At 63.3% G+C, this 13,824-nt stretch carries 11 protein-coding genes; 7 read left to right on the forward strand and 4 right to left on the reverse strand.

The genetic code is table 11. The features are described from left to right. Positions 1 to 65: 65 nt before the first annotated feature. Complete coding sequence (lpxC, locus tag EGJ22_RS08650) at positions 66 to 977, forward strand: UDP-3-O-acyl-N-acetylglucosamine deacetylase (protein WP_003260771.1); 912 nt, start codon at positions 66 to 68, stop codon at positions 975 to 977. A 53-nt stretch (positions 978 to 1,030) separates the two neighbouring features. Here lpxC and EGJ22_RS08655 read toward each other — a convergent pair whose 3' ends face one another. Beyond that, positions 1,031 to 1,486: a DUF721 domain-containing protein gene (locus tag EGJ22_RS08655; protein ID WP_009684406.1), complete on the reverse strand. Its 456-nt coding sequence runs from the start codon at positions 1,484 to 1,486 to the stop codon at positions 1,031 to 1,033. Between the two features lie 312 nt (positions 1,487 to 1,798). Between EGJ22_RS08655 and secA the strand changes: the two genes are divergently transcribed. The 3 genes from secA to EGJ22_RS08675 all read left to right on the forward strand — a co-directional run bounded on the left by secA (position 1,799) and on the right by EGJ22_RS08675 (position 6,912). Continuing rightward, a complete protein-coding gene (gene secA, locus EGJ22_RS08665; protein ID WP_009684405.1) occupies positions 1,799 to 4,534 on the forward strand; it encodes a preprotein translocase subunit SecA in 2,736 nt (911 codons plus the stop codon). 90 nt (positions 4,535 to 4,624) lie between these two features. Beyond that, positions 4,625 to 5,842, forward strand: coding sequence for a bifunctional glutamate N-acetyltransferase/amino-acid acetyltransferase ArgJ (gene argJ, locus EGJ22_RS08670; protein WP_029886562.1), 1,218 nt, complete (start codon positions 4,625 to 4,627; stop codon positions 5,840 to 5,842). 125 nt (positions 5,843 to 5,967) lie between these two features. After that, positions 5,968 to 6,912 carry a Nudix family hydrolase gene (locus EGJ22_RS08675; protein WP_009684403.1) on the forward strand — a complete coding sequence of 315 codons (945 nt, stop codon included), beginning with the start codon at positions 5,968 to 5,970 and terminating at the stop codon, positions 6,910 to 6,912. 48 nt (positions 6,913 to 6,960) lie between these two features. Here the strand turns inward: EGJ22_RS08675 and EGJ22_RS08680 are convergent, their stop codons facing one another. The 3 genes from EGJ22_RS08680 to EGJ22_RS08690 are packed head-to-tail and all read right to left on the reverse strand — an operon-like array spanning position 6,961 to position 10,515. After that, positions 6,961 to 7,527, reverse strand: a complete 567-nt coding sequence (locus EGJ22_RS08680) for a cob(I)yrinic acid a,c-diamide adenosyltransferase (RefSeq protein WP_054881171.1) — start codon at positions 7,525 to 7,527, stop codon at positions 6,961 to 6,963. 1 nt (position 7,528) lies between these two features. Continuing rightward, positions 7,529 to 9,559 carry an ATP-binding protein gene (locus EGJ22_RS08685; protein ID WP_125920182.1) on the reverse strand — a complete coding sequence of 677 codons (2,031 nt, stop codon included), beginning with the start codon at positions 9,557 to 9,559 and terminating at the stop codon, positions 7,529 to 7,531. 38 nt (positions 9,560 to 9,597) lie between these two features. Then, positions 9,598 to 10,515 (reverse strand): putative 2-dehydropantoate 2-reductase, encoded by a 918-nt coding sequence (locus tag EGJ22_RS08690; protein ID WP_029887628.1) that lies wholly within the window; start codon positions 10,513 to 10,515, stop codon positions 9,598 to 9,600. A gap of 100 nt (positions 10,516 to 10,615) precedes the next feature. Between EGJ22_RS08690 and EGJ22_RS08695 the strand changes: the two genes are divergently transcribed. From EGJ22_RS08695 to EGJ22_RS08705, 3 genes are all read left to right on the forward strand, one after another. Then, a complete protein-coding gene (locus tag EGJ22_RS08695; RefSeq protein ID WP_009682794.1) occupies positions 10,616 to 11,101 on the forward strand; it encodes a YajQ family cyclic di-GMP-binding protein in 486 nt (161 codons plus the stop codon). Positions 11,102 to 11,213: 112 nt separating this feature from the next. Next, positions 11,214 to 12,056, forward strand: coding sequence for a mechanosensitive ion channel family protein (locus EGJ22_RS08700; protein WP_009682793.1), 843 nt, complete (start codon positions 11,214 to 11,216; stop codon positions 12,054 to 12,056). A gap of 126 nt (positions 12,057 to 12,182) precedes the next feature. Then, positions 12,183 to 13,427, forward strand: coding sequence for an MFS transporter (locus EGJ22_RS08705; RefSeq protein WP_009682792.1), 1,245 nt, complete (start codon positions 12,183 to 12,185; stop codon positions 13,425 to 13,427). Positions 13,428 to 13,824: the final 397 nt, after the last annotated feature.

The raw sequence follows: 13,824 nt of genomic DNA on the forward strand, positions 1-13,824 counted from the left end.
GGTCTGTTATCATCCCCAGCCTTTGTTGATACCTGTTCGCAATTTGCGCTGAAGCGGCCAATGCCATGATTAAACAACGCACCCTGAAGAATACCATCCGTGCCACAGGTGTCGGCCTGCACTCCGGGGAGAAGGTTTACCTGACCCTCAAGCCTGCACCTGTTGACACCGGCATCGTCTTCCGCCGCGCCGACCTCGACCCTGTGGTCGAGATCCCTGCGCGTGCGGCCAACGTCGGCGAGACCACCATGTCGACGACGCTGGTCAACGGTGACGTCAAGGTCGATACGGTCGAGCACCTGCTCTCCGCCATGGCGGGCCTGGGCATCGATAACGCCTACGTCGAGCTCTCCGCCTCGGAAGTGCCGATCATGGATGGCAGCGCCGGTCCCTTCGTATTCCTGATTCAGTCTGCCGGCCTGGAAGAACAGGACGCAGCCAAGAAGTTCATCCGCATCCTGCGTGAGGTGACTGTGGAAGAGGGCGACAAGCGCGCCACTTTCCTGCCTTTCGACGGTTTCAAGGTGAGCTTCGAGATCGACTTCGATCACCCGGTCCTCAAGGGCCAGACCCAGAGCGCGGTTGTCGACTTCTCCAGCACCTCGTTCGTGAAGGAAGTCAGCCGCGCCCGCACGTTCGGTTTCATGCGTGACATCGAGTACCTGCGCAAGCACAACCTTGCGTTGGGTGGCAGTGTCGAGAATGCCATCGTGGTCGACGAGACAGGTGTGCTCAACGAAGACGGCCTTCGTTCCGATGACGAATTCGTCAAGCACAAGATCCTCGACGCCATTGGCGACCTCTACCTGCTGGGCAACAGCCTGATCGGCGAGTTCAAGGGCTACAAGTCCGGCCACGCGCTGAACAACCAGCTGTTGCGCAAGCTGATTGCCGAAACCGATGCCTGGGAAGTGGTCACGTTCGAAGATGCCAGTACGGCACCGATCTCGTACATGCGCCCTGTTGCGGCCGTGTAAGTTCGAACACTCTCTCTAGTGTTGTAATCAAGGCCACCTTCGGGTGGCCTTTTTTATTGCTTGTCGCCAGCGTGGGCGGCCAAGCGCTCCAGTGCAGCGCGCAGCTTGGGGTCGGCGATGCCCTCGGCGGTGTCACGCAGGCTTGCCGCGGCGCTGGTTGACAGCTCGGCAGCATGCCCGCCGCGTTTGGCCGGTACCAGGGGCGGCTGCACCTTGTAGAGGATGCGCCGGAGGTTGCCAAAGGCCTCCATGGCCTGCAATGCGGCCAGCAGGCGCTTCTGCTGGTAGCGCAGGCGGGTAGCCCAGTGGCCATCGGTAACCACCAGCAACAAGGTGCCATCGCGCCATGAGGCCACGTGGCAATGCTCGCGGGCAGCCGGTTGCAGCTGGCTTTCCAGCAGGCGCTGCAGGTGTTCCAGGCGTTCGGCCTGGTTCAGCAGCAGGCGCAGCGGGCGCACCTGGCGCAGCAGGGCCGAGGGTGGCTGGGCGGGGGAGGGTTTGTAGGCCATGGGGGTACGCATGAGGTTACAAGATCGGCAGTTTAACACCTGTAGAACCTGTGCTGCCCGCGAAGAGGCCAGCACAGGCAACGCAAGATAAGACTGGTTCTCGATACCTTTCATGTTGCCAAACCTTGAACTCAGGGAAAATGCCCCTATCTAAACTAAGCCCCTGCCAAAGCGCTGTGCCAGCATCGTGGAAATCCACCACTTTCCTCACCATCGTTTCCGGGTAGAATGCTCGTTCGCATGCGGCCTCAGGGCTGCACGGGCGACTCATGGGGCCGCCCTCCATCCCTACGTGTGGAAGATCCTGCCGATATGTTTGCGCCTTTGTTAAAAAAACTTTTTGGAAGCAAGAACGAGCGTGAAGTAAAACGCATGCTCAAGACGGTGAGTATCGTCAATGCCTTCGAAGAGAAGATGGTGGCCCTCTCCGACGAGCAACTGCGGGGCAAGACTGCAGAGTTCAAGGAGCGCCTGGCCAAAGGCGAGACACTGGACCAATTGTTGCCCGAAGCCTTTGCCGTGGCCCGCGAGGCCGGCAAGCGCGTGATGGGCATGCGCCACTTCGACGTTCAGTTGATTGGCGGCATGACCCTGCACGAAGGCATGATCGCAGAAATGCGTACTGGTGAAGGCAAGACCTTGGTCGGTACCCTGGCCGTGTACCTCAACGCACTGTCCGGCAAGGGCGTGCATGTGGTTACCGTCAACGACTACCTGGCCCGCCGTGACGCCAACTGGATGCGCCCGCTGTACGAGTTTCTCGGCCTGTCGGTCGGTATCGTATCGGCCTTCCAGCCGCCGGAAGAAAAGCGTGCTGCCTATGCGGCCGACATCACCTACGGCACCAACAACGAATTCGGTTTCGACTACCTGCGCGACAACATGGCGTTCAGCCAGGACGAGAAGTTCCAGCGTGAACTGAACTTCGCCGTGATCGACGAAGTGGACTCCATTCTCATCGACGAAGCGCGTACCCCGCTGATCATCTCCGGCCAGGCCGAAGACAGCTCCAAGCTGTACATCGAGATCAACCGCCTGATCCCGCGCCTGACCCAGCACATCGAAGAAGTCGAAGGCCAGGTCACTCAGGAAGGCCACTTCACCATCGACGAGAAGAGCCGCCAGGTCGAGCTCAACGAGGCCGGTCACCAGTTCATCGAAGAGATGCTGACCCAGGCCGGGTTGTTGGCTGAAGGCGAGAGCCTGTACTCGGCGCATAACCTGGGCCTGCTCACCCACGTGTATGCCGGCCTGCGCGCACACAAGCTGTTCCACCGCAACATCGAGTACATCGTCCAGGACGGCCAGGTACTGCTGATCGACGAGCACACCGGCCGGACCATGCCGGGCCGGCGCCTGTCCGAAGGCCTGCACCAGGCCATCGAGGCCAAGGAAAACCTGAACATCCAGGCCGAGAGCCAGACCCTGGCCTCGACCACCTTCCAGAACTACTTCCGCCTGTACACCAAGCTGTCCGGCATGACCGGTACTGCCGACACCGAAGCCTTCGAGTTCCAGTCGATCTACGCGCTGAACGTGATGGTCATCCCGCCGAACAAGCCGCTGGCGCGCAAGGACTTCAACGACCTGGTGTACCTGACCGCCGACGAGAAGTACGCCGCGATCATTGCCGACATCAAGGAAAGCATGAAGCAGGGCCGGCCGATTCTGGTTGGTACCGCGACCATCGAAACGTCCGAACACATGTCGAACCTGCTGAAGAAAGAAGGTATCGACCACAAGGTGCTGAACGCCAAGTACCACGAGAAAGAAGCCGAAATCATCGCCCAGGCCGGTGCGCCGGGTGCCCTGACCATCGCCACCAACATGGCCGGCCGTGGTACCGACATCCTGCTGGGCGGTAACTGGGAAGCCGAGGTGGCCGCCCTGGAAAACCCGACCGCCGAGCAGATCGCCCAGATCAAGGCCGACTGGCAGAAGCGTCACCAGCAGGTGATCGAGGCCGGTGGCCTGCACGTGATCGCCTCCGAGCGCCACGAGTCGCGCCGTATCGACAACCAGTTGCGTGGCCGTTCCGGCCGTCAGGGCGACCCGGGTTCCAGCCGCTTCTACCTGTCGCTGGAAGACAGCCTGATGCGTATCTTCGCCTCCGACCGGGTGAAGAACTTCATGAAGGCCCTGGGCATGCAGGCGGGCGAGGCCATCGAACACCGCATGGTCACCAATGCCATCGAGAAGGCGCAGCGCAAGGTCGAAGGCCGCAACTTCGACATCCGCAAGCAGTTGCTTGAATACGACGACGTGGCCAATGAGCAGCGCAAGGTGATCTACCACATGCGCAACAGCCTGCTGGCGGCCGAGAACATTGGCGACACCATCGTCGAATTCCGCAAGGAAGTCCTGGACGCTACCATCAGCCAGCACATTCCGCCGCAGTCGCTGCCCGAGCAGTGGGACGTGGCCGGCCTGGAGGCATCGCTGGCCAGCGACTTCGCCATCAAGCTGCCGATCCAGCAGTGGCTCGACGAAGACGACCACCTCTACGAGGAGACGCTGCGCGAGAAGCTGCTGAACGAGATCACCACGGCCTACACCGAGAAAGAAGACCAGGCCGGCCTCGACGCCCTGCGTACCTTCGAGAAGCAGATTCTGCTGCGTGTGCTGGACGACCTGTGGAAAGACCACCTGTCGACCATGGACCACCTGCGCCACGGTATCCACCTGCGTGGCTATGCGCAGAAGAACCCCAAGCAGGAGTACAAGCGCGAATCGTTCAGCCTGTTCCAGGAGCTGCTGGAGTCGATCAAGCGCGATACCATTCGCGTGCTGTCGCACGTACAGGTACGCCGCGAAGACCCGGTCGAAGAGGAAGCCCGCCTGCGCCGCGAGGCCGAGGAGTTGGCCAGCCGCATGCAGTTCGAGCACGCCCCAGCCCCTGGCCTGGAAGGCGAGCAGCTGAGCGAGGAGGAGGCCGAAGTGGCCGTTGCCTCGGCGCCGGTGCGCAACGAGCAGAAGCTGGGCCGCAATGAGCCTTGCTGGTGTGGTTCGGGCAAGAAGTTCAAGCATTGCCACGGGCAGATCGAATGATCTGACCTGGGTGTTGTAACCTGATACATCCTGGGGCCGCTTTGCGGCCCCGTTTTTTGTACATCCACCGAATTTTCTAGGAGCGCTCTAATGGCTGTTGGTCTTGGTCCTTTGCCCACCCTGCACCCGGTTGCGGGTTTTGAACTCGGCATCGCTTCTGCCGGCATCAAGCGTCCTGGGCGCAAGGATGTGGTGGTCATGCGCTGCGCCGAAGGCTCCAGCGTGGCGGGCGTGTTCACCCTCAACGCGTTCTGCGCGGCACCGGTGATCCTCTCCAAGCAGCGTGTACAGGGTACCGTGCGCTACCTGTTGACCAACACCGGTAATGCCAACGCCGGTACCGGCGCCCCAGGGCTGGCAGCCGCCGAACGCACCTGCGCCAAGCTGGCTGAACTGGCCGGCGTACCCGCCGAATCGGTACTGCCGTTCTCCACCGGGGTGATCGGCGAGCCACTGCCGGTCGAAAAGATCGAAGGCGCGCTGCAGGCCGCCCTCGATAACCTGTCGGAGAACAACTGGGCCGAAGCGGCCACCGGCATCATGACCACCGATACCTTGCCCAAGGGCGCCAGCCGCCAGTTCCAGCACGATGGCGTGACCGTGACCGTGACCGGTATCAGCAAGGGCGCCGGCATGATCCGCCCGAACATGGCCACCATGCTTGGCTACATCGCCACCGACGCCAAGGTTGCCCCGGCGGTGCTCAAGGACCTGATGCTGGACGGCGCCAACAAGTCGTTCAACCGCATCACCATCGATGGCGACACCTCGACCAACGATTGCTGCATGCTGATCGCCACCGGCAAGGCCAACCTGCCAGAGGTCACCGAAGCCCGTGGTGCGCTGTTCGAGGCCTTGAAAAAAGCCGTGTTCGAAGTGTGCATGGACGTGGCCCAGGCCATCGTGCGTGACGGCGAAGGTGCGACCAAGTTCGTGACCGTGCAGGTCAACGGCGGTGGCAACCACCAGGAATGCCTGGACGTCGGTTACGCAGTGGCCCACTCGCCGCTGATCAAGACCGCACTGTTCGCGTCGGACCCGAACTGGGGCCGTATTCTCGCCGCGGTGGGCCGTGCCGGTGTGCCGGAGCTGGACGTGAGCCTGATCGACGTCTACCTGGATAACGTGTGCATCGCCAGCCAGGGCGGCCGCAGCCCCAGCTACACCGAAGCCCAGGGCTCGGCAGTGATGGCCCAGGAAGAGATCACGATCCGGATCGAACTGGGGCGTGGCCAGTGCAGCGAAACCATCTGGACCACCGACCTGTCGCACGAGTACGTGAAGATCAACGCCGAATACCGTACCTGATGCAGTGCTGGGGTCGGGCAACGGCCCCACAATTCCAGAACCAGGAGACGAACCATGAGCGATCACCTGAACTTCGGCGACACGTTGCGCGCCTTGTTGCAGGCTGGCCTGGCGGAGCGTGAAGTGTGAAACGGATTCATGTTGTAGCAGCGGTCATTCGTGGCGCCGATGGCCGCATTCTGATCGCGCGGCGGGCCGCCACCCAGCACCAGGGTGGCCTGTGGGAGTTTCCCGGCGGCAAGGTCGAAGCCGGTGAAAGCGTGGAAGCGGCACTGGCCCGCGAACTGCGCGAAGAGCTGGGTATCGAGGTGAGCCGTTCGCGTGCGCTGATCAAGGTCAGCCACGACTACCCGGACAAGCAGGTGTTGCTGGACGTGCGTGAAGTGCAGGCCTTCACCGGCGAAGCGCATGGCGCCGAGGGTCAGCCGCTGGCGTGGGTTGCCCCGCGCGATTTGCCGCAGTACGAATTTCCCGAGGCCAACCAGCCGATCGTGGCTGCCGCGCGCCTGCCGGACCAGTACCTGATTACCCCCGATGGCCTGGAAGTGCCGCAACTGCTCAAGGGCATCCAGAAAGCGGTTGCCAGTGGCATTCGCCTGATTCAGTTGCGCGCCCCGGACATGTACGACCCCAAGTACCGCGACGTGGCGGTGGATGCGGTTGGGCTGTGTGCGGGCAAGGCGCAGTTGATGCTCAAGGGGCCGCTGGAATGGCTGGGCGATTTCCCTTCGGCCGGCTGGCACCTGACCGCGGCGCAGTTGCGCAAGTACGCCGCCAAAGGTCGGCCGTTTCCCCGCGAGCGGTGGTTGGCGGCTTCCTGCCACTGCGCCGAAGAGTTGGCACTGGCCGAGCAGATGGGCGTCGACTTCGTCACCCTGTCGCCAGTCCAGGCAACCCAGACCCACCCCGAGGCGGCGCCGTTGGGCTGGGACGAAGCTGGACGTTTGCTGGCCGGGTTCAGCAAGCCGGTGTACTTGCTGGGTGGGGTAGGGCCGGGTGAGCGCGAGCGAGCCTGGGAAGCCGGGGCCCAGGGTGTGGCCGGCATCCGGGCATTCTGGCCCGAGGCCTGAGCCATTGGGGCGGCCCTTCGCGACACCGCGCAGGCCGCCCCGAACCTGTCAGCCCTGCGGTTTTTCAGCAGGCTGCCACAACACCTCGGCCACCCCCTGTCGCCGCCCGATGATCCGCGCCGCCACGAACAGCAGGTCGGACAGACGGTTGATGTACGCCAGACCTACCCCTTCCAGTGGTTCCAGCGCATGCAGCTGCTGGCAGCGCCGCTCGGCGCTGCGCGCCAGGCTGCGGCACACATGGGCCTGCGCCACCAGCATCGAACCACTGGGCAGGATGAAGTTCTTCAGCGGCCCCAGCTCTTCGTTCCACACATCGATGACCGCCTCCAGGCGCTCCACTTCTGCCTGGTTCAAGGCCTGGTAGCTGGGCATGGCCAGCTCGCCACCCAGGTCGAACAAGCGGTGCTGACACGGCGCGAGCACCGCAGTGACCTCTTCCAGGCCTTGCTCGGCCAGGCCTGCCAAAAGCACGCCGAGCTGGCTGTTGAGGCTGTCTACCTCGCCAATGGCTTCTATGCGCGGGTGGCTTTTCGGCACCCGCCGGCCGTCGCCCAGGCCGGTTTCGCCCTGATCGCCGGTACGGGTGTAGATCTTCGATAGGCGGTTGCCCATGTCATTGCTCCGGTAAGGTCGGCGCCGCTGCTGCCGGCTGGCCGAGGGGCAGGCGCAGGGTGAAGCACGTACCCTGGCCAGGCGTGGAGTGCACCTCCATCTGCCCCTTGTGGTTGTTGGTGATGATGAAGTACGAAACCGACAGGCCCAGCCCGGTGCCCTGGCCGATTTCCTTGGTGGTGAAGAACGGCTCGAAGGTGCGCTTGCGCACGGCCTCTGGCATGCCGACGCCATTGTCCTCGACCTGGATCTCTGCCCACGGCGGGTTCAGCCGGGTGCGCAGGGTGATCCGCCCCGGCTCGCTCGGTTGCGGGCGCAGGTGGATGGCCTGGGCGGCGTTCTTCAACAGGTTCAACAGTACCTGTTCCAGTTCGTTGGCAGTGCACGGCACAGGCCCCAGTTCAGGGTCGAACTGCCGCACGATGGCCTGCCCCTTGAAGTCGAAACCGATCGCCAGGTCGAAGTCGTTGCCGGCAATTTCCACCGCCTGGTCGATCAGCGCCGGCAACTCGCAAGGCTCCAGCTGTCGGTTGCTGCGGCGGCTGAAGCTGAGCATGTGGGTGACGATCTTCGCGGCGCGGGCCCCGGCCTGCTGAATGCCATCGAGCAGTTGCGGCACTTCGCGGCTGGCCAGGTAGCGGTTGATCATGGCCAGGTCGAGGCCAAGCTCGCTGGCCTGTTCCTGGTTGCGGGGCAGGTCTGCCGACAGGCGTCGGCGGATGTTCTGTACGTTGTGCAGGATGGCGCCCAGCGGGTTGTTGATTTCGTGAGCCATGCCCGCCGCCAGGCCGCCGACCGAGAGCATTTTTTCCGACTGGACCATCATTTCTTCCAGCGACAGGCGCTGGGTGATGTCGTCGATGCGGATCACCACGCCGCGCCCGCCGCCGCCGGTGAGCGGGTAGAAGGTGAGGGCGTAATGGCGCAGCTCGTCGTCCTTGGGCCAGGTGACCCGCTCGATCTTGGCCACCCGGTGCTTTTCCACGGTTTCCTTAAGTTGCGGCAGGAACGGCTTCAGCGGCTCGAAGGCGATGAACACCGGCTGGTTCAGCGCCTCATGCAACGGCGTGCCGGAGAGGACCGTGGCTTCGTGATTCCACTGGGTGACATAGAGCTGTTCGTCCAGGGCAATCAATGCCGAAGGCATCGAGTCGATGATGCTGTTGAGGTAGTTCTGGAAACCGGTGAGTTTTTTCTCGATTTTGCTGCGCACCTGCACTTCCAGTTCCAGCTTGCGGTTGGTATGGCGGGTTTCCTCGGCCAGGCCCTGGGCCTGGTCATAGGCATCCTGGAACTCGTCACGGGCGCGTTTGAGTTGCTGCTCACGGGCCTCGATGCGCGAAAGCATGGTGTTGAAGGCGTCGGCCAGGCTGCCGATCTCATCGTCGTTGCCACGCCGGGCGCGCAGGGCGTAGCTCTCTTCGCGGGTGACCTGGCGGCTGAGTTCTTCAAGCTGGTTGATCGGTTGGGTGATCAGGCGTTTGATCTGGCGCGCAATGAAGATCCACAGCAGGATGCTGAACACCAGGATAGCCAGGCTGGCACTGAGCGTGCCGGTGTAGAACGCGGTGGGCAGCTCGCTGCTGGCCACCAGCAGCAGGTGGGCCGGCGGGTTGGCCTCGCGCGGGATGCGGATCAGTTGGGTGCTGCGAAACTCCATCAGGCGCCAGCCGTCGATGTTGCGAAAGCGCTTGGGCAGGGTTAGCGGGTCGCCATGCTGGAGTTGCGCCAGCATGCGACCGTCACCCCCGTACACGGCTGCCGCGCGCAGCGGGGTGTAGCTGTCCAGCTCCTTGAGCAGGGCACTGGCGGTGTCTGGGGTGTCGCCCGCGCGCTCGGCCAGTTGCGGGTTGGCCACCAGCCGGCCGATGGTCTGCAGGGCCTGGGGTGCCATGCTCTCCTGGGTGATCCAGTAAGCCGCGCTGATGAAGGTGAGGTTGGCCACCAGCAGGATGGTCACCAGCAATACCAGCAGGGCCGCCAGCAGCTTCTGCCCGACCGGGAGGTTTTCCAGGCGATGGCGCAAGGTCATGGGCTAGGCAGTGTCCGTATCCAGGTAATAGGGCTGCGTCAGTCGCAGGGCAAGCCACGTAAGCGCAGGTGTTCGACCAGGCGTTGCAGCAGGTGTTCCAGTTGCGGCAGATGCAGGCCGTGCCGCGCGGCAACCCGGCAGGCATGGCCGAGCAGGTAATGCACCTCGGTGCGTCGGCCTGCGTGCACGTCCTGGTACATGGAAGAGTAGTTGGCTGCGGTGGCCACGATCACCCGTTGCACTTCTTCGTCCAGGCCCTCGGCCGCTTGCGGCTGGCCACAGCGGCGCAGCAGTGCGGCCAGTTCGGTGCACAGGCCATGTACTTCCGCCAGGTGGCCCAGCAAGCCGCCGTTCTGGCAAGCGTGCAGCACGGTCAGCGGGTTGATCGCGCAGTTGAGGGCCAGCTTGCGCCACAGGCGGGTGAGAATATCCACCGTCCATTCGGCAGGGATGCCTGCTTCGTGCAGGTCATCGAACCAGGCCGGCAGCGCCGGGTTGCGCGGGTCGCCCAGCCAGTTGAAGCCATGCCCGGCAAAACGCACCTGCCAGTCGCCTTCGCGGAAGGCGCCTTCGGTGCTGGAGGCGAAAACGCAGCGCGCCTGTGGCAGCAGGTCTGCCACCGCGTCCTGGCTGCCCAGGCCGTTCTGTAGCAGTAGCACGTCTGCGCCCTCGGCAAGGCGTGGTACCAGGCCGGCAATCGCCGGGGCCGCGTCGTAGGCCTTGCAGGCCACCAGCAGGCGATGGATCGGCCCGTCAGCCTGGGCGGTTTCGGCGGGTATGGCGTAGTGCCGGGGCTGTTCTTGCTCGATCAACGTCAGGCCGCCAGCCTGCTCATAGGCCTGCAGCCGTTGCCGATCGCGCAGCACCAGGCGCACTGCCTTGCCCGCGCGTGCCAGGCGGCAAGCCCACAGGCTGCCGAGGCTGCCGGCGCCGAGAATATGCCAGGTGCTGCTCATATGCGTTTCGCAACCCGTTATAATGAGCCCGCATTTTAACCGTCAAACCCGGCGCGCTCCATCTTCAGCCTGAGCGCGCTTTTATTTTGGGAGAACAACCATGCCTTCGTTCGACGTGGTATCGGAACTGGACAAGCACGAAGTGCAGAACGCGGTGGACAACGCCATCAAGGACCTGGACCGCCGTTACGACCTCAAGGGCAAGGGCTCCTTCGAGTTCAAGGACAAAGAGCAGACCGTGATGCTCACCGCCGAGGAAGAGTTCCAGCTCGAAGCCATGCTGGAAATCCTGCGCCTGGCGCTGGTCAAGCGCAAGATCGACGTGAAATGCCTGGAAACCAAGGACCCGTATGCGTCCGGCAAGGAAAAGAAACAGGAAGCCAAGTTCCGCGAGGGTATCGACAAGGACCTGGCCAAGAAGATCGTCGCCACCATCAAGGACGGCAAGCTGAAGGTACAGGCCGCCATCCAGGGTGAGCAGGTACGGGTAACCGGCAAGAAACGCGACGACCTGCAGGAGGCCATTGCCTTGCTGCGGACCAAGGAATTCGAGATGCCGCTGCAGTTCAACAACTTCCGCGACTGATGCGGGTTTGGCCAGGAACCCCCATGGCTCAATGATGTCCATGGGGGCCGGGGCCGTGCGTTAGCGCGGTCTGTTCTACCGTGTACTTGCCGTTCGGCATCAGGAGATGAATATGGATTTGAACGCTGAAGTCGATCAGCTGGTTCGCCAGTCGCAAACCTGGATCCCCTTGATCATGCAATACGGCAGCCGTGTGCTGCTGGCGCTGGTGACCCTGGCGGTCGGCTGGTGGATCATCAACAAGGTCAGCGCCCGCCTGGGCAAGCTGGTCGGCCTGCGCAATGCCGACCTGGCGTTGCAGGGCTTCATCAGCACCCTGGCCAACATCGTGCTGAAGGTCCTGCTGCTGGTCAGCGTGGCGTCGATGATCGGCATCGAGACCACCTCGTTCGTCGCGGCTATCGGTGCCGCCGGCCTGGCCATCGGCCTGGCGCTGCAGGGTAGCCTGGCCAACTTCGCTGGCGGCGTGCTGATCCTGATGTTCCGCCCGTTTCGCATCGGCGACTGGATCGAGGCACAAGGCGTTGCCGGCACTGTCGACAGCATCCAGATCTTCCACACCGTGCTGCGCACCGGTGATAACAAGACGGTGATCATGCCCAACGGCAGCCTGTCCAATGGCATCATCACCAACACCAACCGCCAGCCCACGCGCAAGGTGGTGTTCGATGTGGGCGTGGATTACGAGGCCGATTTGCAGAAGGCCCGCAATGTGTTGCTGGAGCTGGCCCAGGACCCTCGCGTGCTGGCCGACCCCGCTCCGCAAGCGGTGGTGGCGACGCTGGGTGACAGTTCGATCACCGTGTCGCTGCGCTTGTGGACCAAGACCGCCGATTACTGGGATGTGATGTTCATGCTCAACGAGCAGGCGCGTGACCGCCTGAAGGCCGAAGGGATCGACATTCCATTCCCGCAGCGGGTCATTCGGGTGGTGCAGGAAACTGCCGCCCAGTAACAGCGCATCAGCGCCGGGGCTGCACAGCGGCCCCGCTTTTTTCGCCCCGATTACACTTGTTCACAGCAAACCCCTGCAATTTCTGGCATATACCCTGCTCCTGCCTGTCACCCCTGATATGCCATCATGAAACCACTGCTGTACATCACCCCCCTGCGGGCCTTGCTGTTTGGCCTGACCCTGGCCCTGTTCGAACTGCTGACCTATCTGGCCAGTGACGCGGTGATGCCGGCCATGCCGGTCGTGGTCGGCGACCTGAACGCCAGCCCTGAATACATCCCTCATGCCCTCAACCTGTACCTGCTCGGTGGCGTTGTGCTGCAGTGGCTGATCGGCCCGCTGGCAGACCGCTATGGTCGGCGCCCGTTGCTGCTGGCCGGCTGCGCGTTCTTCGGCCTGGCCTGCCTGGCGACCTTCTGGGCCCATGATATTGGCCTGTTCAACCTGTTGCGCCTGTTGCAGGGGATAGGCCTGGGCTTTGTGGTCACGGTCAGCTACCCGGCGCTGAACGAGGCATTCAGCGAGGCGGACGCTGTACGCATGATGGCGCTGCTGGCCAACATCGCCCTGCTGTCGCCGCTGCTCGGCCCGCTGGTCGGGGCCTTGCTGTTGCAGTGGCTGGACTGGCGTTGGCTGTTCGTGGCTTTCGCCGTGGGAGCCGTGGTGTGCTGGGGGCTGCTGTACCGGCTCATGCCCGAAACCCTGGGGGTAGAGCGCCGCGACGGTTCGCGCCTGGCGTTCACGCCGATCCACCTGCTGCCATTGCTGGCAGGCTACGGCCAATTGCTCGGCAACCGCCGCTTTGTCGCGGGCAGCGCCGCCCTGGGCCTGGTCGGGCTGCCGCTGATTGGCTGGATTGGCCTGTCACCGGTATTGCTGATTCATGATGAGGGCCTGACGACCCTGGAATATGCGCTGTGGCAGCTGCCGGTGTTTGGCGGGTTGATCCTGGGCAACCTGATCATCAACCGTATTGCCGACCGCTACCCGTTGCCGGCCCTGGTCCGTGGTGCCCTGTGGCCGTACCTGGCAGGGTTGAGCGTGATGGTGCTGGCGACATGGTATTGGCCGAGCGTGACCAGCTTGGTGGCAGGCATGTCGTTGTATGCACTGGGCCTGGGTGTGGCCAATGCGGTGCTGTACCGCATGACGCTGTTTTCCAGCGAGCAAAGCAAAGGCCTGGTCTCGGCCATGCTGGGGATGATCACCATCGCCCTGTTGGGGCTGGGTGGGGCATTGCTGGCAATGATCGGCGCCGGTGCCAGCTTGCTGCATTTCGCACTGGCGGCGGGGCTGGCGGGCGCGCTGGCGCTGTGGCCGTTGTGGTTTGTGGTGGGCGGCCGGCCGGGGCAAGGGGCCGTGGCTGACTGATCTGCAGTACCTGTGCCTTGTCGATCTGTAACTTGCCAAGGTCGCTATCGTGGCCTGGATGCGGGTCTTCCTGGTGCGACTCAATGCCATGCTCAGGACTGGCGAGCCTTGGCTGGATCTGGTGTTGCCTCAGCCGCAGAGGATGTAGATCAACAGCTAAAATGCAGGACTAGAAGGCCACACGGTTCCTGTGGGAGCGGGCGTGCCCGCGAACACCGGCGCAGCCGGTGCCAGACACCGCGTCGCCTGCTTCGCGGGCAAGCCCGCTCCCACAATGAATCGCGCAGGCTTTTCAAGTTTTGAGAAAGACAGTTGCTCCTACAGGCGGGGCTGGCGGGCGCACTGGCGCTGTGACAGCCACACACAATCGCAATGTGGCTTTTTACCCGCGTTGCCC

The organism is Pseudomonas sp. p99-361, from assembly GCF_003935475.1.
Lineage (GTDB): Bacteria > Pseudomonadota > Gammaproteobacteria > Pseudomonadales > Pseudomonadaceae > Aquipseudomonas > Aquipseudomonas juntendi.